The sequence below is a fragment of the Gammaproteobacteria bacterium genome (assembly GCA_022450155.1).
Lineage (GTDB): Bacteria > Pseudomonadota > Gammaproteobacteria > Arenicellales > UBA868 > REDSEA-S09-B13.
In genome coordinates this window covers 20,801-43,052 of the sequence record JAKUQR010000026.1, presented here as the reverse complement: position 1 = coordinate 43,052, position 22,252 = coordinate 20,801, and the positions used below count along the sequence as shown (strand labels likewise).

Below are 22,252 nucleotides of genomic sequence, written 5' to 3'. Positions count from 1 at the left end.
CCTATTTGTGGCGACGAGGCAGTGTTTCTATGTCTGTTGAGCATGGGCGAATTGGGAATATCAGTATTGATGCTTCACGCCGTGCGCTGGAAGATCATTTCGAACGTCAAGGATTGACTGCCGATGTGACACCCTATTTTCTTGTTGCGGCGCCTGGGAAAGAACCACAAGCTACCGGGACGTTTGTCAGCCGAATTATTCCATCGGCGATGTCAAAGATATCCATTGTGATTCCCTGCAAACTTGGTTCTACCGCTGTGGTTGGAACCGACAGCATAACAGTACTGGAACATTGCCTTTTGGCGATTCGCCAGTCACTCTTTGAGGACGGAAAATCGGCCCCTGCTCTTCTGGAGCTGGAGATTATTCTGGTGTTGAATCATGAAGATGACCGGGAACACGCGAGTTCGTTAATTTCGACTTTTGACTTGACAGGTTTTGCATTGTGCGATGAACCCGGGTTTAACTTTTCGAGGAAGTGTAATCTTGGTGCGAATCATGCATCAGGTCAAATTGTTGTGTTCCTGAATGACGACACAGCTTTTGAAACCAAAGGATGGGCCTCTCATGTTATTTCCTTATTGGAAGAAGAAGATGTCGCCTGTGTGGGCGGTCTATTGTTGAATAGTGACCGCACGGTTCAGTCGTGTGGGGATAATATTGGCAGAAATTCGGCAGTCCACTATGTACCAAACCGTTCGGCCGCTACTGTAGGTGATGCGATGCACCGCTATATTTCGGACCATGAAACAACTGCAATTTCAGGCGCCTTTTTTTGCTGTAGAAAGCACACTTATGAAGACTTGGGCGGTTTTTCTCTTGCTTTTCCGAACAGTTTTCAAGATGTTGATTTCTGCCTGAGAGCACGACAAAAACAAATGCGCTGTCTTGTTTCTCCACACATCAGACTTTTACATTTTGAATCTGTCAGTCGTAACCCAACCGTCGATGATCAGACACTCAGCCTAATTCGTAACATTCATGCGTCAACAATGACACCGACTGACCCGTTTGCGTTATGGGCGTATGAGATACCTCAGCCAAGAATTATTTCAAGGGCGGGTATTCTTCATTATCTTGCAGTCATCAAAAAACTACTTAAACGAACAGTCTTTATGATTCTCGTACACATGCGGCCTGGGCCTTCACATCCAAGATACATTCTTAATAAAAATGAGTGGCGGGTACGTTAGGTGTGGGCATCAACTTCTGGACCGACTGCTAGATATTGAACGACCTAAAAAGCAATAACGCCTGATGAGTTCCAACTGGATTTGCTGGCACTGCGGTGCGGTGGTCACCGACCAGCCGTTACCGCTGTCGACCTATGCCGAGTGTTGCCACTGCCGGGCCCAACTGCATTGCTGCCGGCAGTGCAGTTACTTTAACCCCCGGCTGCGCGCTGATTGCGACGAACCCAGGGCTGAATCATACAGTGAGCGGGAGAAAGCCAATTTCTGTGACTGGTTCAAGTTACGACGCGAATTTGTTGAGCCGGGCGAGACAGCACCATCAGCAGATCACCACGCCGAACTGAATACGCTTTTTGGCACGGACGCTGGCGTAAGCAAAACCCCATCAGACAGTCGTACACAGCTGGATGATCTTTTTACGGCGCCGTCTGACGACTCCTGACTACAGTACCCCACAGATCCAAAACACACGATGACCCGAGATCCCCGTTACGACGTTCTGTTTGAGCCGGTACAAATCGGCCCGGTCACCGCACGCAACCGGTTTTATCAGGTGCCTCACTGTAATGGCATGGGGCACGGGATGCCCAATACGGTGGCTGCGATGCGGGGTGTCAAAGCGGAAGGTGGTTGGGCTGTGGTGGCCACCGAGGAGTGTGATATTCACCCGAGTTCCGATGTGCTGCCCTACCACGAGGCCCGCTTGTGGGATGTCGAAGATCAGCACCGCCACGCGATCATGGTCGATGCGGTGCATGCGCACGGATCCCTGGCGGCCATTGAACTGGTGCACAACGGTCACGTGGTATCCAATCGCTATTCCCGCTTGCCGGTGTTGGCGGTATCGGACATGCCAGTGGTGGGTTACGATCCTGTGCAGGCCAGTGCCATGACCCGGCGCGACATTGCGAACGTACGCCGCTGGCACCGCAATGCAGCGTTGCGGGCACGCGCTGCCGGTTTCGATATCGTGTATGTGTACGCGGGGCACAACCTGACGCTGCCGATGCATTTCATCAGCCGGCGGTATAACCAGCGCAGCGACGAATACGGCGGGTCACTGGAAAACCGCGTGCGGCTCACCCGCGAACTGCTGGAAGATACCCGGGATGCGGTGGGCGATACTTGCGGTGTGGCTTTTCGATTTGCGGTGGATGAGCTGCTGGGCAGCGACGGCATCTGCAGCGATACCGAAGGGCGTGAGATCGTCGAGATGCTGGCTGAGCTGCCGGATCTTTGGGATGTGAATGTCAGTGACTGGGCCAATGATTCGGTCACGGCCCGTTTTGGCGAAGAGGGCGCGCAGGAGCCGTACGTGTCGTTCGTGAAAAAGCTGACGACCAAGCCGGTGGTGGGTGTGGGCCGCTTTACCTCGGCCGATGCCATGGTGGCTCAAATCCAGCGCGGTGTACTCGATATGATCGGTGCCGCCCGCCCCTCAATTGCCGATCCCTTTTTGCCGAATAAGATTGAGCAAGGCCGGCTGGAAGACATTCGCGAGTGTATCGGCTGCAATATCTGCGTCTCGGGCGAGTTTACGCAGAGCCCAATACGCTGTACGCAGAATCCCACTATGGGGGAAGAATGGCGCCGCGGTTGGCACCCTGAAACCATGAACCGCAAGGGCGACTCAGATCGGGTGCTGGTGGTCGGTGCCGGTCCTGCCGGACTGGAAGCGGCACTCGCCCTGGGGCAACGGGGATACGAGGTGTCGCTGGCGGATAGCGGCGAAGGCGGCGGCCGGGTTGTTGCGGAGGCCACACTGCCCGGGTTGAGCAGTTACCGCCGGGTGGCTGACTACCGACTCAGCCAGATCCAGCGGCTGGCCAATGTCCACTTTTATCCGGGCAGTGAAATGGACGCTGACAGTATTCGTGACTTTGGGGCTGATCACGTGGCCATCGCGACTGGTGCGCATTGGCGCCGGGACGGGGTGGGCCGGGCCACCTGGCGAGCGGTCGATGGCGTGGATGATCATCCGGCGGTCCTGACCCCCGACGATATTCTTGCGGGACAGCAGCCCGAGCACGGGCCCGTGGTGATCTATGACGACGATCATTACTACCTGGGCGGCGTGATTGCGGAACTGATTGCACAATCGGGGCAGTCCGTCACGCTGGTCACGCCAGGCCCCGAAGTGTCGCACTGGACACAGAACACCATGGAACAACACCGCATTGAACAACGCCTGATCGAAAGCGGTGTTGATTTGGTGTGTAAACAGGTGCTTGCTGGCGTGTCAGCCGATGCAGTCGAAATCAGCTGCATCACCAGCGAGCGCCGCCGGGCGCTGCCTTGTGCCGCACTGGTGCTGGTGACCGCCCGGCTACCCGATAACGCGCTCTATTTCGCGCTGGCCGGTGCCGATGAAGACCAGCTGGAGACGCTGCCGTTCAGCTTGACCCGGGTCGGTGATTGCATGGCGCCAGGGACTATTGCCGCAGCCGTCTACGATGGTCACCGCTATGCACGGGAACTCGATGCACTGCCGGACCCCGACGCAGTGCCCTTCAAACGGGAGTATTCACTGATACAGAACGCTCTGACCTGAGCCGGTCAGTCTCTCGATTGCATTTCAAGTGTGTCCGCTGATCTCGGCGTGGAGGAGCTTTGTTTCTTCGTAGCGGGCCTTTTGTTCATCCGTGGCCGCTGTCTGATGGCCGGACTTCCAGTCGTCGTAGGGCATACCGTAAACCCGTTCGCGCGCCTGGTCGTAGTCCATTTCGACGTCCTGTGATTCGGCGGCCGCGAGATACCATTTGGACAGGCAGTTCCGGCAGAAACCAGCCAGGTTCATCAGGTCAATATTCTGAACGTCCGTTCGCTTCTGGAGGTGCTGGACCAGCCCTCTAAACGCTGCCGCTTCAAGTTCAATCCGGTTTTTTTCATCCATAACGGGTCCCTTACGGTGCTTGCTCGATTAAACCATCACCTTTCTCCAGATGGTAACGCAATCCATTGTAGCACCAGACCCCAAGTGGACTGCGATACGATAAAGTCTGGTGACACAACTTGATAGGGTGAGGAGCGCGCGGATGGAATTTGGATCAGCACAGGAAGCCGAAGCTGCCTTTTACGCAGCTTTCCAAATGTCCGATCTTGAGGCGATGATGTTGGTCTGGGATGAACACGAGGCCGTGTGTATTCATCCATTCGGTGAGCGCATCGAAGGTAAATCAGCGATTGGGCAGAGTTGGCAGGCGATCTTTGCTCACGACGTTCAACTGCGATTCACGCTGAGCGACCTCTGGGTATTCAGCGGAGATTCACATGCGATTCACCTGGTGCGCGAAAACATCAGTGTTGACGAGTCCGATGGGGTCAAAACGATGGTTGTGCTCGCCACCAATGCCTACCAACGTGCCGATGATGGCTGGCGCATGATATTGCACCACGCATCACCGGCGCCGGCGGACAGCAACGTGGCGCCGGTGGGCCGGATGCACTGACATGCACAGTACGTTCGGTGGCTGCGGTTATGTCGGTCAGCAGGTGGCGTGCCATGAAATTGCCGATGGCGGTGATGTCTGTGCATTGGTCCGTACGGTGGACAGTGTAGCGCAACTGGCCGATCTAGGGATCACGTCCCGGCAGGTCGATTTCGATCAGGATGTACCCGTACTGGCATTGCAGCTTACCGACCAGGTGTTGTACTGGTTTGTACCACCACCTTCGCACGGTGACCAGGATCAGCGGTTGGCCCGGGCGCTGGCTGCAATTGAACCCGGTGCATTACCCCGTCGGATCGTACTGGTCAGCACCACCGGTGTGTACGGTGATTGTCAAGGTGAGTGGGTCAACGAGACCCGGCCGCTGAATCCACAAACAGCCCGTGGGCGACGCCGGGCACATGCCGAACAACTGGCGCGTCGCTTCGGTCAGCAACAGGGCATTCCGGTGGTTGCACTCCGCGTGCCCGGTATCTATGGGCCCGGCAAGCTACCGCTGGCACGGCTGCGTTCGGGCGCACCGGTGCTGGCACCGGAGTTCTCGCCCTGGAGCAACCGCATTCATGTCAATGATCTGGTCACTGTGTGTCTCGCGGCGGCCCGTAAGGTCGACCCGGCGCCGGCCTATAACGTCAGCGACGGGCATCCGACCACCATGACAGATTTTTTCTTCCAGGTCGCCGATGCGTACGGTCTGCCTCGACCGCCGGCCATCAGCTGGGCAGCGGCCGAGCGCCAGCTGAGTGCCGAAATGCGGTCCTACCTCGCAGAATCCAAGCGCATCGACAATACACTCATGAAAGAAGATCTGGGTGTGGTGCCGGACTATCCAAATCTTGCAAGCGGCCTGGGTGCGCTCGACCATTAGGCGAGTAAGTTCAGGCGCGTTCGAGCTTCTCGCAGGCGAGCTGTATTCGATCACACGCCTCAACCAGCTGGTCGATCCCCAGTGCATAGGAGACCCGGAAGTATCCAGGTGATCCGAAGGCCTCGCCGGGTACCACGGTGACTTTGGCGGCTTCGAGCAGATAGGCGCAAACATCGGTGTCGTTCTCAAGCCGAGTGCCATCGGGGCTTATGGCGCCGTTAAGACCCTGGCACGAGGGGTAAACATAAAACGCACCGTCCGGTGTGGCGCAGGTGATACTCTCAATTCCGTTCAGCAAATTCACAACACTGTTGCGGCGCTCTTCATAAGCATTCAACATGTCTTTAAGAAATGCCCGTCCACCCGTTAGCCCGGCGATGGCCGCATGCTGCGAGATGCTGGTCGGATTGGAGGTGGACTGAGATTGCAGCTTGGCCATCGCGCGGATCAGGGGCTCTGGACCGCCAGCAAAGCCCACACGCCAGCCGGTCATGCAGTAGGCTTTGGACATCCCATTGCAGGTAAGCGTGCGCGAGAACAATTTCGGTTCGACCTGCGCCAGGGTAGAAAATTCGGCCTTGCCGTAAATTAGATGCTCGTAGATATCATCGCTCATGACCAGGATCTGAGGGTGGCGCAAGAGCACTTCCGCGAGGGCTTTGAGTTCATGCTGGTTATAGACGCTGCCGGTCGGATTGGAGGGGCTGTTCAGTATCAGCCACCGTGTCGCCGGCGTGATGGCCGCCTCCAGTTCTTCAGCGGTGAGCTTGAAGTCGTTCTGCGCAAGGCAGGCGGCAATAACCGGACGGCCTTCGGCCAGAACAACCATGTCCGGGTACGACACCCAGTACGGTGCTGGAATGATGACCTCGTCACCGGCGTTCAGCGTAGCCATAAACGCGTTATAGAGGACCTGTTTTCCGCCAGTGCTGACGGAGATCTGCGAGTGTTCGTAACTCAGCCCATTGTCTAGTTTGAATTTGTCGCGAATGGCTTGTTTGAGTTCGGGGATACCATCAACAGCGGTATAGCGGGTATGACCGTCCTGCATCGCCCGGATGGCCGCTACCTTGATGTGTTCAGGGGTTTCAAAGTCAGGTTCCCCCTGACTCAGACTGATGACATCCTCTCCGGCTGCCCGCAGTTCACGGGCTTTGTCCGATATTGCGATCGTAGGAGACGGTTTGATCTGCGCAAGGCGCTCTGAGAGGTAGTTCTTCATGGTTCAGGATCAATTCTAGGGGTAGTGGGTATTCTCGGATCGATCCATCTTTTCCAAAGCGGTGGAAATAGACTGGGCCAAAACAGGCCATAGTAGCCGGTTGGCAGAATTGGCGCACCTTCGATCGGGGCAAGCTGCCAGAACGGCAACGACGGGCTGAGATGATGGGCCGGGTGGAGCGGCAGCTCGAGCAGGGTCCAGCGCGACCAGCGTGTTTGCGACTCCCGGGCATGCCGTGGCGCGATGCGTTCGGTGATATCCCGAGACAGACCGTAGTGCTGTATATAGTTGACATACTCCAGCATGAAAACAGCAACGCCTGCATGAAAGATGACGGCCAGTGCTGTCCAGCCCGATAACGCCGACCACAGGAGCGACCAGCCCCACCAGATGCCAGGCTGCGGCGTCGCGGGTTGGGGTGGCGTTCACGGGAACTAATGCTGGATCAGCGTTCGTAGGATTCTCTACGGGATGATTCGGACAGCGGCACCATGAATTTGAGTGGATCGGGCAGGATCTTGTCGCGGGCAACAGACAGAGAGGCTTCGCCGGCATAACTGACGGCCGATCTGAGGTGGCCGCGAATGCGCTGCAGAATGTCGACCACGCTGCCCTTGTACGGTACTTGAATCTCCTGTCCCTCAGGGGGCGTATAAAGTGCCGCATCAACGGCATCGGTATCGTCGCTGTCGTATAAGGATTCCAGTACGGCTTCCGGCGAGGTCATTCCACGATAAATCTTTTTCTTGGTATGTGTCGCTGGGTCCTCAATGACCCGACCGGGTGCCTCGTCCGTTCCGGAAAGCGCACTGCCGAGCATCACCGTATCGGCACCACACGCCAGCGCAAGAAAAATGTCTTTGTCATGTTTTATGCCACCATCCGCCATGATACGGATCTCACCACCTACAGCACACCAGGTCTCCCGGATGGCCTGCAGCTGCGGTATACCGGCTGCGGTTTCTAAACGGGTACGGCAGCCGCGGCCGGGACCGACCCCGACCTTAACCGCGTCGGCGCCGATATCTCTCATGAAACGGGCGCCGTCGGCGGTGGCCACATTACCGCACACCAGCGGCACTCCGGGGCATTGTGATTTCAGCTGGTCTATAGCTGTTTCCATCACTGTGGAATGGCCGTGAGCGATGTCGATAAAAAAGCAATCGGTGCCCGATTTGAGCAATTCATCCGCCCGTTCCAGATAATCGCCGGCACAACCAATCGCCGCGGCAGCGAGCAACCGGGCCTTACCATCTTTACTGGCATAGGGCCGCTCACGCAAGAAGCGAACGTCTTTACGGGTAATCAGGCCTTGTATTCGGTGTTCACTATCAATCAGTGGCAGTCGTTCAAAGCGGCCCTCAAACATAATCTGCTCAGCGGTTTCTGTACTGACATCTGCCGGCGCGGTCGTCAGATGGTCGAAGGTGGTCATAAATTCGGCGACTGGCCTGTCATCAAAATCACGTTGCCACGGGATGTCCCGGCGGGTCAGCACACCGGCGAGCACACCGCTGCCTTCAGCAGTTTCGATCAGTATCCCGTTGATGTTATGGCGGCGGGCAAACAGTCTGGCCTCACCCACCGTTGCTGTAATCGGCAGACACAAGGGATTTTCAATCACTGCGCTGTGGCTGCGTTTAACCCGACTGACCAGAGCCACCTGTTTTTCAATGCTCTGACCCCGGTGGACAACGCCGAGTCCGCCTTCTAGCGCCATGGTTTCGGCCATATCGAGGCCGGTAACGCTGTCCATATTGGACGATACGATCGGCAGTTCCAGCGACAACTGACCGGTGAGTTGCGATGTCAGTGAGATTGTGGCGCGGCTTTCGGTAATGCCTTTTTGAGGACGGAACAGAAAGTCATCAAAGGTTTTACCAATCCACGCGGGATCTAGGCTGTTTGAGTTCATGGTACAAAAATGCTTTGAAGTGGGTAATGGAAGGACGCCAGCGGTTTCGCAGTCAAATAATACGTCGCGATGTCTTATGACTCAAGCACGGTCACGGTGCTACCGGCTGTTTTGTAAACTACCCCGACCAGTATCGGCCTAGACTGCGGGATTTGAGTCCACGCCCAAGGTATTTCGGATGAAGACTAAACTGATCATCTATGTTCGCGCAGATTGTCATTTGTGTGAAGATATGGTGGATCAGCTGCGTGAACTGCAGGCAGCGTACTCATTTGAGATTGAGCATCGGGATGTCGATCTTCGGCCAGCCTGGCGCCAGACTTTCGGCGATAAGGTTCCGGTACTGCTGTGTGGTGAAGTGGAGATCTGCCGCTACTTTCTGGATCTCAGGGCGTTACAGACGGCTCTTAAAGAACCGTCATAACCGTCGATCAGACAGCTGGACGCCAGTAAGGCGGGTTCGATGTGTTCAGGTCTTCGGCGCTGCTTGCAGCCTGTAGTCGGGTACCCAGTTACATGAGTCGATACTCAAAGAGTTGACTGCAGGTGCCCTCCGTCGACAGTAACAACGCTGCCGGTCATGTAAGAAGATGCATCCGAGGCGAGCAGCAACAACGCCCCGGCGAGTTCGTCGGGATCGCCCACTCTTCGCATTGGGATGCGTTTCTGCATGCTCAAACCAGCTTCGGATTTAAAGAATTCCCGGTTCATATCGGTATTGAAAAAACCAGGGGCGATGGCATTGACCCGAATAGCATAGCGCGACCACTCCAGGGCAAGAGAGCGGGTCATCTGAACCAGACCGGCTTTGGAGATGGCATAGGGTGCGACACCCTTGATCACGCGAAAACCGAGAATGGATGCAATGTTGATGATGCTGCCCGGTTTTCCTGCCTTCACGAGTCGCTCGCCTGATTCGCGGGCCACTCGCCAGGCACCTCTTAAATTGGTGTCGATCACGCGGTCCCAGTCACTTGACGCGATCTCAAGTGCAGACTCTCCGTGCGCGATACCCGAGTTATTGACCAGAATGTCGATGCACCCGCAATTGCGCTCTGCTTCATCAAAGCTCTGCGTGACCGTTTTTTCGTCTGTCACGTCCATGTTCACAGCCATGGCCTCGCCACCTTGCGAGGTGATCTCGGCGCACGCCTGTTCCAGCAGTTCCATCCGCCGACCCGTCAACACGACCGAGGCACCGGCAGCTGCAAGTACCGATGCAAATGTTCGACCCAGGCCACTGGAAGCGCCTGTTACCATCGCCGTGTGGCCGGACAACGAAAATAGCGTGTCGTTCATGGGCGGGGGAAATAAGATTTATACAGAATCTTTGAATTGGGTCACCGTTTCCACTGCGAGTGTAACTCAACTTGCTTGGGTCTCAGGCGCTTGACGTGGCGTAACAACGAGCCGGAGAAGAGGTCACCTGCTGACGGCGGACCTTGCCCGATGAAGGTTACACTGGTGTGATGACACGATCATAAAAAGGAGCCTGCGCTGTCGCCGACCGTAGGTCCCGGGAGCGCCATATGGCAATAGTGTGGACTTATGCCACAGACGACACCCGCTACGAGGTCAGAGCAGCAGGGTCGAGTCTGCGGTTCTACAGCAACGGTGTGCTGCACAGCCAGTACAGCGAGCGCTGCCCTGTCACCGGCAGTGTCTGGGATCTGCTTTGGCTACCGGCGCTGTTTCGTCCAGCCAGGTCGCCGCGGCGAATACTGCTGCTGGGGACGGGCGCCGGGACGGTCATCCGTCAGCTCAAGCGATTGTTTGATCCGATCGAAATCGTGGGCGTAGACAACAATCCGATTCACCTGCGCGTGGCACGGGAACACTTTGGCGTCACACCAGAGATGGCACAACTTTTGCTTGCCGATGCTGGGGATTATGTGGCCCGTTACCGGGGTCCTGGATTTGATCTGGTTATCGACGATCTGTTTGGTGGCGGCAATGGTGTGCCCGAGCGTAGCGTCCGATTCGACAGTGCCTGGCTGCGTAAGCTTCAACGATGTTTGACAGACGACGGTGTCTTGAGTATCAATTTTGCGGATCGCGCCGAATTGGTCTTGTCGGGATTTTCTCGAGCATTGAATCGTGGTGATCGTTTTTTGAGCATGTTTGAATTTACGGCACCTGCAATTGAGAACGTGATCGTGGGTCTGTTGCCGTTTACTGCTCAGAGTGCAGATCTGCGAGCCTATCTCCAGGCAACGCCAGAGCTCGCCAATCTGCTTGAACGGGGTCGGTTGCGTTATCGTGTCAAGACGGTGAAGCTCAAGCCGTCTTGAGTCGTTTCACTGGCCCAGGGCCAGTCCGCTTGGGTAAACTCTCGGGTGTTCAATCCCATAGGAGGTGTGCAGTGGAGCGTTATCAGCATTATATCGGCGGTCAGTGGGTAGACCCCGCGTCAGGGGACTGGTTCGATTCCGTTAACCCCTATACCGGAGACGTGTGGGCGAAGATCGCCAAAGGCAACGCGGCAGATGTCGACCGTGCGGTGGCGTCAGCAAAAAATGCATTTGAATCGGGATGGGCCGATGTAAAGCCTACGGAGCGGGGTCGACTGCTTTACAAACTGGCAGATCTCATTGAACGCGACGCCCAGCGCCTCGGTGAGATCGAGGTCAGAGACAACGGTAAGCTGATCGCCGAGATGGCAGCACAGACCCAGTACATGTCGCAATGGTATCGGTATTACGGTGGTTTGGCCGACAAAGTGGAGGGCGCAGTTATTCCGACCGACAAAGCCGGGATATTCAACTTCACGCGTTACGAACCGCTGGGTGTCGTGGCGATGATCACGGCCTGGAATTCACCGCTGCTGTTGTTGTCATGGAAGCTTTCGGTTGCGTTGGCTGCCGGTAATACGGCCGTTATAAAACCTTCGGAGTTCACGTCCGCTTCCACCCTGGAATTCATGAACCTGATCGAGGAAGCGGGTATCCCGCCGGGGGTTGTCAACACGGTGAGTGGTTTTGGTCAGGTCGTGGGTGCCGAATTGGTTGCCCACCCGGATGTTGCCAAAATTGCATTCACCGGGTCAGACCGCACGGGACAGAAAATAAATGAGATAGCGGCATCGACCTTCAAGCACGTGACTCTGGAATTGGGCGGGAAATCCCCCAATATTGTGTTTGAAGATGCCGACATCGAGTCGGCTGTGATGGGCGCCATCTCCGGTATCTTTGCGGCGACGGGACAGACCTGTATCGCAGGCTCCAGGCTGTTGCTGCAGCGTTCCATACACGACCAGTTTGTGGAGCGCTTGATTGAAGTCGCGAAAACGGCGCAGATCGGTGATCCGATGTCGACCGACACACACGTTGGCCCTGTCACTACACCTCCCCAGTACCAGAAAATACTCGACTATATTGAGATCGCGAAACAAGAAGGTGCCAAATGTGTGTTAGGCGGTAAGGCTTACACCGGCCCGGAGGCCAAAGGGGGTCAGTTTGTCGAGCCGACGATTTTTACCGATGTAAACAATAAAATGCGCATTGCACAGGAAGAAGTATTTGGTCCCCTACTGGCCGTCATTCCGTTCGACACGGAAGAAGACGCCATCTCGATTGGTAACGACGTCGACTTCGGGCTGGCGGCCGGTGTGTGGACGCAGGATATAGGTCGCGCGATCCGTATGTCGGAGAAACTGCGCGTGGGCACGGTGTGGGTGAATACCTACCGGGCGGTCAGTTTCACCTCGCCCTTTGGGGGCTACAAACGCAGCGGCATCGGTCGAGAGAGCGGGCTTGAAGCCATCAAACAGTATATGCAGGTCAAATCGGTCTGGATTGCGCAGCAGACCAGCCCCGCAAATCCGTTCATCATGAGATAAACAGACCGGATGTGTTTGCTGGCCGGAGGCCGTTGACGCGGTTAAACTGAACGCTCGACCACCCCTTACCCGGTCTCGCTGGGTAGATTAAGCCTTAACCCCGAGACCATTGGGAATCATCCGACTATGCGTACAGAGCCAAACACCCAGAACATGGCGATTTTCTGTGATTTTGAGAATGTTGCCCTCGGTGTACGTGACACAAAACACAAGCGGTTTGAGTTCAAACCAGTGCTGGAGCGACTGTTGCTCAAAGGCAACATTGTGGTCAAGAAAGCCTATTGTGACTGGAGCCGTTACGCCGAATACAAGAAGTCGATGCATGAGGCCGCCTTCGAGCTGATTGATATCCCACACCTTCACCAGTCGGGTAAGAACTCTGCGGATATTCGGATGGTCGTTGATGCCCTAGATCTGTGTTACACCAAGGCCCACGTGGATACTTTTGTTGTGATCAGCGGGGATTCCGATTTCTCTCCACTGGTCAGTAAGTTGCGCGAAAACAACAAGTACGTAGTCGGGCTGGGGGTCAAAAATTCGACCTCCGATCTGCTAACGGCCAACTGTGATGAATTCATTTTCTACGATGATCTGATACGACCCAGCGTATCCACGACGGCCCGCAAGAAAACCCGCAGCCGAGCCGGTGCAAAGAAGAAAACCATGAGTGAGGATGACAAGCGCCAGCAGGAGGCGGTCGATATGGTGATGTCGACGCTGGAAGATTTGTTTGAAGAACGTGGCGACAGCGGGAAAGTATGGGGTTCAATGGTGAAACAGACCCTAAAACGCCGTCAACCCGGGTTCAGTGAGCGCTATCATGGCTTCAGGACATTTGGAAGCTTGCTCGAAGAAGCCGAATCCCGGGGCTTACTGCAGCTTGCGCACGACGAAAAATCGGGCGGTTACATCATTGAGAAGCTCTCCGGGGACAGCGGTTGATTGGAGTGGTCTCTCCCGGCCTCGGTTTTCAGTACAATATGGCGCCGTATACCGCGTAACAATGAACCCGATGGTGCTCCTCAGACTCAAATTCATGCGATTTCTGACACACTCGCTTGCGTTGTCGATGTGTTTTTGCGTCTTCGCCCAAGCCGATGACATACCGCCTGTGGTACTGAGCGTTGCCGCCAGCCTGTTGCCCAATACTAAACCGGACCGGGTCGAACCGGCACCGGTTGCCGGTTTCTACCAGGCGATTTTTGGGACGCGCGTGGTCTATCTGTCGGCCGATGGACGGTATTTGCTGTACGGGGATCTGATCGATATCGACCAAAACCTCAATCTGACAGAAGATGCCCGCCGCTTGGGCCGGCGTAAAGTGATTGAAGATCTAGACGAAGCCGGCATGGTAGTTTTTGCCCCGCAGGATGTGAAAAGCACGGTCACCGTATTTACAGACACGAGTTGTGGGTACTGTATCAAACTGCACCAGGAAATCGACCAGACGATCGCCGGTGGGGTAAAAGTGCGCTATCTGGGGTATCCGCGGGCCGGGCTTAACTCCCCATCGTTTGAGACCCTGGTGTCCGTCTGGTGTGCGGACAATCCGCAGCAGGCGATGACAGACGCAAAAATGGGGCTGGCCATCGAAGCAAAAACCTGTCAAACCCAGATTGGCCGCCACCTGGAAGCCGCCAAACTGGTCGGGGTTCGAGGGACGCCGACCATCGTGCTTGAGGACGGGACAGTGATACCGGGCTATGTACCCGCCGTTGAACTGGTCGAGATGTCCAATCAGGCTGCGGAGTCGGCCGCAAACTGAGTCGTCAATAACGATTCAGATCCTAGCAGATGGTGCACAGAGCCCTGTTGCTGCTGGTGTTTGTGGCAGGGTGTACTGCCGAAGCGGGTGAATTACGAACTGACCTGCGTGACCACCATGATCAGCCGCTGGCGCCCACGTTCGACCTTCTGGACAGGGCTGGCGCACACCGGCGACTGAATGAATTTCAAGGCAAAGTGGTGTTGGTTAATTTCTGGGCGACCTGGTGTGGTCCCTGCCGGCAGGAGCTTTCAGCATTACAGATTGTTTGGGACACGCTACCCCGGGATTCTTTTGAAATCGTGGCCATCAATGTGGGGGAAGATGCGTCGGTCATCGGTGAATTTCTCAGGCAAACCCGGCCTGCCATCAGTTTTGAGGTGTTGCTGGACGACAACATGATTGTCTCGCGTCACTGGGGGGTGCGTGTGCTACCGACTACCTTTGTGCTCGATGGCCTGAGTCATATCCGCTATTCGGCAGAAGGCGGCAGAGACTTTGGTCATCCCAAGATTCTCGACCGGATAAGGGTACTGACTGCGGAGCTGGGAACCTACCAGGGTGGTTAGAACCTGGCGCTTTGGGCTGCCGCTGGTCATATTCGTGATTGTTGGGATTTTTCTCGCAATCGGACTCAAACTTGACCCGCGCGAGGTGCCCTCACCACTGGTGGGCAAGCCCGCACCGACGTTTAAGCTGCCCCGGCTACTCGATACGGAAGCGCGCACCTCAGTCAGCGATATGCACGGGAAAGTGTGGCTGCTTAATATTTGGGCCTCCTGGTGTGTTTCGTGTCGTGCTGAGCACCCGCTTCTCAATGAGATCGCTGCGACCGGAATGGTCGACATCGTCGGGCTCAACTACAAGGATTCCCGTCAGGATGCCCTCGCCTGGCTTCAGCAATGGGGGAATCCCTACGTGAGCGTACCGGTGGATGCCAATGGCCGGGTGGGAATCGACTGGGGTGTTTACGGTGTGCCAGAAACCTTTGTCATTGATTCAGAAGGCATTATTCGGTACAAGCACATCGGTCCGCTCGACCGCAAGGCACTAAAGGAATCGATTTTGCCGTTGCTACAAAGTCTCGCTGATCGTTAGCCAGTTGAGTTAAACGATTTTGCGCAGGGCGTATTCGAGAATGCCTTGTGCACCGGCGTCGCGCAGCTGCGGAACAAGGTCCCGAACCAAATTACTGTCGACCACCGTTTCCAGTGCCACCCAGTCGGTATCTGACAGTTCACTGATGGTTGGGGACTGCAGGCTCGGCAGCAGAGCCATCACTGATGCCAGCTTGTCTTTGGGTGCATTCATCTTCAGTGCGACCTTGCGGTGGGCCTCCAGTGAGGCCTGCAGCAGCAGGGAAATCTGGTCAATTTTCTTTTTCTTCCAGGGGTCGGCCAGGACATTGGCGTTGCTGATCAAGCGGGTGTGCGTGAGTAGCAGATCGCAGACGATCCGAAGGCCGTGCGCGCGGATGGTGCTGCCGGTCTCAGTAATCTCAACCACAGCATCGACCAGCCCTTCTACGGCTTTGGCCTCGGTCGCGCCCCACGAAAATTCGACCTCACACTCGATGCCCAAATCGGACAGGTATTTGCGGGTGAAATTCACCAGTTCTGTCGCTACTGTGCAGCCTTGCAGATCTTCAATAGTCTGTATGGGCGAGTTCTCCGGTACCACCAGTACCCATCGGCACGGGCTGTCCGAACTTTTGGAGTACACCAGATCGCAGACCTCGACCACGTCAGCACCCGTGTCAAGAATCCAGTCCAGGCCGGTTAGCCCCAGATCCAGGGCCCCATTGGCAACATAGAGCGGCATTTCCTGCGATCGAACCAGGGCGCAGGACAGGTCGTTATCGTCGATGCTGGGGAAGTAATTGCGTGACCTGGCGCCGATGTGCCAGCCAGCACGCTCAAACAGATCGATTGTGGCCTGTTCCAGGCTACCTTTGGGGATCCCGATTTTGAGTGAAGGCATGGTTTGGGGGGTGCTCTTGGTGACGTCGATAGGGACTGCAGTGCCCAAAATACGGACAAAAAGGACGCGAATTATGGCATAAGTCGGGGGATTGCCGCGTGAAAAAGCCGATTTAACCGGCTACAGCCACAAACTGGAGCAGCGCATGATGTGCGTCGATATCGCCCAACTGGACCCTCTGCAAATCTATGTCACCCTGACCCAAACCGTTATTCCGCGCCCGATCACCTGGGTGCTCAGCGAGAATGCCAATGGCAGTCTTTAACCTTGCGCCCTATTCATTTTTCAACACCGTCTCGAGCGAACCACCATTGGTGATGATCTCTACGGGTCTAAGATCAGACGGGCGTCCAAAGGATACTCGTGAAAACGTCAAGCAACGCCAGGATTTTCTGATTCACATTGCCAGTGTAGCCCAGTTGGAAGATCTGAACGCCTCGTCCGCAACACTGTCTGCGGGCGAATCGGAGGTTGCACACTTGGGGCTGACAACATTCCCTTTGGCGGGTTCACGGCTGCCGCGCCTTAAAGACGCGAGGGTGGTGTTTGTCCGTACGCTTCATGAGAGAACCACAACATCGGGGGCAACACCACCTCGATGATCCTGGGGCGCGTCAGGGGATTTATTTGGATGATGAGGTGGTTGGCCGCGATCCTAAAGGCAGAAGACAGATCCATGCAGATCGAATTCACCCAGTCGGACGATTAGGTGCTGGTGAGTACGTTGATTTTGGCAGAATCATAAAGCTCAAAAGGCCGGCGTGATTGTTTGCATTGAAAAAGCCAACGCTGCTTTGTAATTTGGAATGATAACGTTCAACACGCAGTGTTGATGACGCGCCGGTTTTTCGGTTGTTAGCTGTTGTTCGGGTGGGTCGGAGACGACTGTGAATCAGTGAACGTTCAGCGGTGTTGCAGTGTTTAACAGTGTGTCCGTTACGTGTTGTGCGCGTTACACTTGATGCGTTGTTTTTTACAGTTTAACCGGGTTGAAAAAATTGTTAAGTGTTGCGAAGTCCGGCGGCTAAATTATTGATCATAAAAGATGATTCGAGTGTAGTTGTGTATGCGTCATAACCGTTTGAAGACTGCTTTATGCACATCCAGCCGGTCCGCCGTCGGGTTCGATAACTGCGGCAGCCGCGCGTGTGATCTGGCGCCAGGATGCCGGTAACGTGTTGAATTTGAAGAAAGATTTAACTGCTTATTTTTTGATCAATTTGTAATTAACCATCGATTGTGTGCCAAATTGAGACACGGCGGAGTATTTGTACACAGAGTTATCCACAGCAATTGTGTACAACCCGGAAACGTTTATGTGAGTCAATTGTTTATCTCGTGTTGGTGCGAGTCGACAGAAACTTTAGCGACTAATGCAAACTTGTCATTACACAAACGGTTAATGCTGCAATGAAACACAGCGGTGCACTTCGTGTTGCCTTGCCGTTACCCCTGCGGCGTGTTTTTGATTACGCCCTGGCAGAAGACGCCGACGTGATTCGAACCGGTGTCCGCGTCAGAGTGCCGTTACAGAAACGGACCGTCGTGGGTATAGTCTGTGGTCAGGTGGCACGCGCAGAGGTACCCATTTCTAAATTAAAGGCGGTGACGCAAGTGTTGGATGTTGAACCGGTGTTCTCCGAACCGCTGTTCCAACTGTTGCGCTGGGCGTCAACCTACTATCACCACCCCGTCGGTGAAGTGCTGCACACAGCGCTGCCAGTTGCACTGCGTCGAGGCGGCAATCTGCGTCCGACTCTGCCGCGTCACTGGTTTATCACGTCCGAGGGTGGCTGCAGTAGGGCGACGCTGTCTGAGCGTGCTGTCATTCAGCGACAAGTGCTGGCAGAACTGGCAGATGCTGAATCGATAGGTGTGCCGGAAGCGACGCTGCGGTCACGCAATCCCAGGGTATTGAGTGCGCTGCGACGGCTGGAAGCACGTGGTTGGGTGAGCAGCGCGTTTGATGACAGCACCACAGTGGTGCAAGCCCATCAGACGAATGATCAGCATCTGACCCCGGCGCAGTCGGAATCCAGTGCTCAGGTGGTTGCCCAGCTCGGCCGCTATGCAGCTTTTCTTTTGCACGGTGTCACCGGTTCGGGCAAAACCGAGGTCTATTTAAGTATTGCTCGAGAAGCCATAGCCCGTAACACGCAGGTTCTGGTCCTGGTACCCGAAATCGCGTTGACACCGCAGCTGGTGGCGCGATTTAGCCAGGGCCTCGCGGGCAAGCTGGTCGTTTTGCACTCGGGTCTCAGCGGGCCCACCCGGCACCGCGGCTGGTGGGCTGCGCGGCAGGGGCTGGCTGACGTGATTTTGGGAACCCGCTCGGCCGTTTTTACGCCCTGTTTGCACCCGGGCCTGATTATTGTGGACGAGGAGCATGACCCATCGTTTAAGCAGCAGGACGGATTTCGCTACCACGCGCGGGATGTAGCCGTTAAACGGGCACAAATCGAAAAAATTCCCGTCGTACTGGGTTCGGCGACTCCGTCCTTGGAAACGCTGGAAAACGTCCGTAAAGGGCGTTATAGCCGGGTGTTATTGCCACAGCGGGTCGGTGGTGCCGTCATGCCCGACGTGAAGCTGGTGGATATTGCACGGACAACCCTCCAAAACGGTCTTTCCACAGCCGTCCTGGATGCGATCGAAACGCGCCTAAACCGGGGTGAACAGAGCATTATTTATGTCAATCGCCGGGGCTTCGCGCCGGTGGTGTTGTGTCTTAAATGTCGGTGGAAAGGGCAGTGTCTGCGTTGTGATGCGGGCCTTACGCTTCACGTGGGTAGCGGTGTGCTGCGTTGCCACCATTGTGGTGCATCGCAACCTGCACCGTCCCTATGCCCGAATTGTGGTGAGCCAGGCCTGTATCACCTCGGCGAGGGCACCCAGCGTGTCGAAGCTGCCCTGATTGAGCGTTTTCCGAAAGCCCGAGTTATCCGGGTGGACAGCGACAGCATGGCGGGCCCCGGACAGGTTGAGCAGGTATTAGAGACAATTCGTCAGCGTGAGGCGGATATCGTGGTCGGCACGCAGATGTTGTCCAAGGGGCATCACTTCGCCGCAGTGACTCTGGTGTGTGCGTTAAATACCGATAGGGGGCTTTACAGCTTTGATTTCCGGGCGTCAGAACGGCTGGTTCAGCAGTTAACCCAAGTTGCTGGGCGCGCCGGCCGCGGGAAACTTCGTGGCACTGTGTTGGTCCAGACGCTCTATCCAGATGACGCGGCTTATGTCCGACTCGCGTCTCACGACTTTGACGGTTTCGCCACTGCCTGTCTCGCCGAGCGCAAGGCAGCCGGTTACCCGCCTTATGCGCGGTTTGTCCTGCTCCGTGCCGAATCCCCTCGACAGGCTGCCCCCCTTAGCTTTCTGCAGGCCGCCCAGGCCCGGGCGAGGAGCTGGCTAGAGGCTGAGCAGGCTGGCGACATCCAGGTGATGGATCCCGTACCCTCGCCCATGGAACGGCGAGCGGGTCGGTTTCGGGCTCAGCTGCTGGTCTCAGGACGGGGTCGTAACCGTTTACACCGGTTTCTGGAAGACTGGCTTGCGGAGTTGGAGCGCTTGAAACTGGCACGGACCGTCCGCTGGTCGGTCGATGTAGATCCCCTGGATTTGTACTGACCGACGACTGATCCAGACAACGGATACACTGTTTGTACTGAAGTTCGCTCATTGTGCTGGAATGTAGATAACCCGCTGTGAGGCCGATTGTGGGGCCATACCCCGGGGGTCAGGTGCTGAAAAAGACAGATTTAGAGAAGGTGTTAAGACCGGTCGAGGCGGCGGAATCCCTGCCGCCGGTGTGCTACTTCGACGTGGAGATTTTTGAGCAGGAGATGGATCGGGGATTTCGAGGCGGTTGGGTCAGCGTCGGGCGGCTCGACGATCTCGTCGTGCCGGGCGATTACCTCGCACTCGACGTTGGCGGTACCCCGCTGGTGCTGCTGCTGGATTCATCGCACCAGCTCCGGGCTTTTGCGAACACCTGCCGACATCGAGGCATGCGGCTGTTGCCGCCCGGCCGGGGGCGCTGTAAACGGATCATTTGTCCGTTCCATGCGTGGACTTACGGGCTTGATGGCGCGCTGCTGACGGCCCCGCGGATGGACGCTGCAGTTGATTTCTGTAACGCCGACTATGGGTTAGTTTCAGTGCCGGCGGCGTCACGCGCTGGGTTTGCCTTTGTCAATGTGGACGGTACAGCACCCCCAATTGACACCTGGCTCGGCGATTTTGAGGCGGTACATCGCCCTTGGCGATTGGGCGACCTGATTACCGCATCGACCAGAGAGTTCGAGGTGCGTTGCAACTGGAAAATCTTCCTTGAGGTGTTCAACGAGTATTACCATCTGCAAAAGGTTCATCCGGGTACTTTTTCAGTCTATTACGCATCACCAGATCCTCTGGATAAGGTCGCAGGCAATTTCAGTACCCAGTTCGGGGAACACCGGGGTGTCAGCAGCACGGGCAAGGTAGACGACGGGACTGGGCCTTTGCCGCCCTTGCCGGGATTATCGGGACGCAACTTACTGGGTACTCGGTACAGTTGGGTTTACCCAAATCTGACCTTCGCGGCGTCTATTGATGCCGTCTGGATATTCGAGGCGATACCGCTCAAGCCGGCGTTAACCCGGGTCAATATGACCGTCTGTTTCCCGCAGGCCTCAGTCGAGCAAGCAGATTTCGCGACCAAGCTGCGTGCCTATGAGCGTCGAATGGAAGCCGGCCTGGCTGAAGATATTTCCGTTATCGAGACCCAGCAGCGGGGCCTGTCGTCGTCACTGGCCCGGGCTGGCCGTTATTCGCCCGTGTACGAACCCAGTGTTCACGCGTTTCACTGCTGGATTGCGCAGTTTTTGTCGGAGTCTAACGACGGTTATGAGTCCGGCCAGCAATGATCAGGGTCTATGGGACAGCGAGAGGTATTCTTCGCTCTGGAATGCGTTTAAGCGGCTGATGGTTCGATTAAAAGGCGCAGACAACCGTTTACCGCTGTAAAGGTCTTCAGGACAGCTGTTGGCTGACACAATCACCTTGACCCGGCGGTCGTAGAGTTCGTCAATCAGCTCTATAAACCGCCGGACAATACCATCCTGGCTGTCGTTGAGCTGGGGGATCCCGGAAATCAGGATCGTGTGGTAGGAACGAGACAGTTCTGTGTAGTCGACCTTGGACCGCGGCCCTTCGCACAACGCGCTGAATTTAAACCAGATCACGCCTTCGCCGTGAGCGTGGCTCTGGATACGGCGACCGTTTATAGTGATCGCACCCGCTGTTACCGGTATCGTCGACACGATGTGTGTAAACAGCGATTGCATTTGGCTCTGTGCGGTCGCATCGTCTGGAGTCAGGTAGACATCCGATCTGTCCAGCAGTTCAAGTCGATAATCGGTGCTGCCGTCAAGGTGCACAACGACAGTGCGGTCTTTAATCAGATCAATCGCCGGCAGAAACCGGTCGCGTTGAAATCCGTCTTTGTACAGCTGATCGGGTTTAGTATTCGATGTGAACACCAGCGTGACGCCGTTGTTTGCGAGGCCCTGCAGCAACTGGTTGAGCACCATGGCATCGCCGATATCAGAGACGAAGAACTCATCCAAGCACAGAAGTGCAACGTCCTGTCCGATTTCACGGCTCACCTGCATGAGAGGGTCTCGCTGTTGCTGCAATAGGTTCAAACGCCGATGGAGTTCCAGCATGAACCGGTGAAAATGGACCCGTCGTTTCCGCTTACCCGGCACCGTGTCAAAAAGGACATCCATCATCATCGTTTTCCCTCGACCCACTTTGCCCCACAGGTATATGCCGGCGGGGCTTTTCCGGGATGTCAGCCGTAGGAGGCGCTGGATGCGGGTAAGTGGACCGTCAGCACCGAGGAAGTCTGATCCGGCCAATTCATGGGCTAAACGATCAAAGTGTACAAGTGCTGTGTCTTGATGTTCGTCTGGCACGTACCCTTTAGCATCCAGCATGCGCTTAAATGCCAGACTGATTGAGGCGGTGGATGCTTTCAAAA

General features: G+C 55.9%; 23 protein-coding genes. 16 read left to right on the top strand and 7 right to left on the bottom strand.

The genetic code is table 11. The features are described 5' to 3' along the window. The first annotated feature begins 29 nt into the window (after positions 1-29). From MK323_12645 to MK323_12635, 3 genes are all read left to right on the top strand, one after another. On the top strand, positions 30-1,193 hold the full coding sequence (locus MK323_12645) for a glycosyltransferase (protein MCH2482999.1): 1,164 nt from the start codon (positions 30-32) through the stop codon (positions 1,191-1,193). 64 nt (positions 1,194-1,257) lie between these two features. After that, positions 1,258-1,635 carry a hypothetical protein gene (locus MK323_12640; protein MCH2482998.1) on the top strand — a complete coding sequence of 126 codons (378 nt, stop codon included), beginning with the start codon at positions 1,258-1,260 and terminating at the stop codon, positions 1,633-1,635. Positions 1,636-1,665: 30 nt separating this feature from the next. After that, positions 1,666-3,744, top strand: coding sequence for an FAD-dependent oxidoreductase (locus MK323_12635; GenBank protein MCH2482997.1), 2,079 nt, complete (start codon positions 1,666-1,668; stop codon positions 3,742-3,744). Positions 3,745-3,768: 24 nt separating this feature from the next. On the opposite strand, the gene MK323_12630 is transcribed toward MK323_12635, so the two are convergent. Next, entirely contained in the window at positions 3,769-4,086 is a 318-nt protein-coding gene (locus MK323_12630; protein ID MCH2482996.1) for a DUF1244 domain-containing protein, read from the bottom strand. A 142-nt stretch (positions 4,087-4,228) separates the two neighbouring features. On the opposite strand from MK323_12630, the gene MK323_12625 reads away from it, so the two are divergent. Continuing rightward, positions 4,229-4,642: a nuclear transport factor 2 family protein gene (locus MK323_12625; GenBank protein ID MCH2482995.1), complete on the top strand. Its 414-nt coding sequence runs from the start codon at positions 4,229-4,231 to the stop codon at positions 4,640-4,642. 1 nt (position 4,643) lies between these two features. Continuing rightward, entirely contained in the window at positions 4,644-5,510 is an 867-nt protein-coding gene (locus tag MK323_12620; protein MCH2482994.1) for an SDR family oxidoreductase, read from the top strand. A gap of 10 nt (positions 5,511-5,520) precedes the next feature. Here MK323_12620 and MK323_12615 read toward each other — a convergent pair whose 3' ends face one another. From MK323_12615 to MK323_12605, 3 genes are all read right to left on the bottom strand, one after another. Continuing rightward, entirely contained in the window at positions 5,521-6,732 is a 1,212-nt protein-coding gene (locus MK323_12615; GenBank protein MCH2482993.1) for a pyridoxal phosphate-dependent aminotransferase, read from the bottom strand. After that, positions 6,729-7,064 carry a fatty acid desaturase gene (locus tag MK323_12610; GenBank protein MCH2482992.1) on the bottom strand — a complete coding sequence of 112 codons (336 nt, stop codon included), beginning with the start codon at positions 7,062-7,064 and terminating at the stop codon, positions 6,729-6,731. The genes MK323_12615 and MK323_12610 overlap by 4 nt, the downstream gene beginning before the upstream one ends. Before the next feature lie 113 nt (positions 7,065-7,177). Then, positions 7,178-8,647, bottom strand: coding sequence for an IMP dehydrogenase (locus tag MK323_12605; GenBank protein MCH2482991.1), 1,470 nt, complete (start codon positions 8,645-8,647; stop codon positions 7,178-7,180). A gap of 178 nt (positions 8,648-8,825) precedes the next feature. On the opposite strand from MK323_12605, the gene MK323_12600 reads away from it, so the two are divergent. Further along, positions 8,826-9,071: a glutaredoxin family protein gene (locus tag MK323_12600; protein ID MCH2482990.1), complete on the top strand. Its 246-nt coding sequence runs from the start codon at positions 8,826-8,828 to the stop codon at positions 9,069-9,071. Between the two features lie 104 nt (positions 9,072-9,175). Here MK323_12600 and MK323_12595 read toward each other — a convergent pair whose 3' ends face one another. After that, positions 9,176-9,946 (bottom strand): SDR family oxidoreductase, encoded by a 771-nt coding sequence (locus tag MK323_12595; GenBank protein MCH2482989.1) that lies wholly within the window; start codon positions 9,944-9,946, stop codon positions 9,176-9,178. Between the two features lie 230 nt (positions 9,947-10,176). Between MK323_12595 and MK323_12590 the strand changes: the two genes are divergently transcribed. The 6 genes from MK323_12590 (at position 10,177) to MK323_12565 (ending at position 15,348) form a co-directional block, all read left to right on the top strand. Then, positions 10,177-10,938 (top strand): methyltransferase domain-containing protein, encoded by a 762-nt coding sequence (locus MK323_12590; GenBank protein ID MCH2482988.1) that lies wholly within the window; start codon positions 10,177-10,179, stop codon positions 10,936-10,938. Positions 10,939-11,009: 71 nt separating this feature from the next. Beyond that, entirely contained in the window at positions 11,010-12,485 is a 1,476-nt protein-coding gene (locus tag MK323_12585; protein MCH2482987.1) for an aldehyde dehydrogenase, read from the top strand. A 126-nt stretch (positions 12,486-12,611) separates the two neighbouring features. Beyond that, complete coding sequence (locus tag MK323_12580) at positions 12,612-13,427, top strand: NYN domain-containing protein (GenBank protein ID MCH2482986.1); 816 nt, start codon at positions 12,612-12,614, stop codon at positions 13,425-13,427. Between the two features lie 61 nt (positions 13,428-13,488). Further along, positions 13,489-14,250, top strand: a complete 762-nt coding sequence (locus MK323_12575; protein MCH2482985.1) for a DsbC family protein — start codon at positions 13,489-13,491, stop codon at positions 14,248-14,250. Positions 14,251-14,279: 29 nt separating this feature from the next. After that, entirely contained in the window at positions 14,280-14,819 is a 540-nt protein-coding gene (locus MK323_12570; protein ID MCH2482984.1) for a TlpA family protein disulfide reductase, read from the top strand. Next, positions 14,812-15,348, top strand: a complete 537-nt coding sequence (locus tag MK323_12565; protein ID MCH2482983.1) for a DsbE family thiol:disulfide interchange protein — start codon at positions 14,812-14,814, stop codon at positions 15,346-15,348. The genes MK323_12570 and MK323_12565 overlap by 8 nt, the downstream gene beginning before the upstream one ends. 9 nt (positions 15,349-15,357) lie before the next feature. On the opposite strand, the gene hisG is transcribed toward MK323_12565, so the two are convergent. Beyond that, positions 15,358-16,230: an ATP phosphoribosyltransferase gene (hisG, locus tag MK323_12560; GenBank protein MCH2482982.1), complete on the bottom strand. Its 873-nt coding sequence runs from the start codon at positions 16,228-16,230 to the stop codon at positions 15,358-15,360. Between the two features lie 91 nt (positions 16,231-16,321). Between hisG and MK323_12555 the strand changes: the two genes are divergently transcribed. From MK323_12555 to MK323_12540, 4 genes are all read left to right on the top strand, one after another. Then, entirely contained in the window at positions 16,322-16,495 is a 174-nt protein-coding gene (locus MK323_12555; protein ID MCH2482981.1) for a hypothetical protein, read from the top strand. Beyond that, entirely contained in the window at positions 16,482-16,832 is a 351-nt protein-coding gene (locus tag MK323_12550; protein MCH2482980.1) for a flavin reductase family protein, read from the top strand. The genes MK323_12555 and MK323_12550 overlap by 14 nt, the downstream gene beginning before the upstream one ends. Before the next feature lie 808 nt (positions 16,833-17,640). Continuing rightward, positions 17,641-19,857 carry a primosomal protein N' gene (locus MK323_12545; protein MCH2482979.1) on the top strand — a complete coding sequence of 739 codons (2,217 nt, stop codon included), beginning with the start codon at positions 17,641-17,643 and terminating at the stop codon, positions 19,855-19,857. Between the two features lie 113 nt (positions 19,858-19,970). Beyond that, a complete protein-coding gene (locus tag MK323_12540) occupies positions 19,971-21,134 on the top strand; it encodes an aromatic ring-hydroxylating dioxygenase subunit alpha (protein MCH2482978.1) in 1,164 nt (387 codons plus the stop codon). On the opposite strand, the gene MK323_12535 is transcribed toward MK323_12540, so the two are convergent. Then, positions 21,135-22,250, bottom strand: a complete 1,116-nt coding sequence (locus MK323_12535) for an AFG1 family ATPase (protein MCH2482977.1) — start codon at positions 22,248-22,250, stop codon at positions 21,135-21,137. Positions 22,251-22,252: the final 2 nt, after the last annotated feature.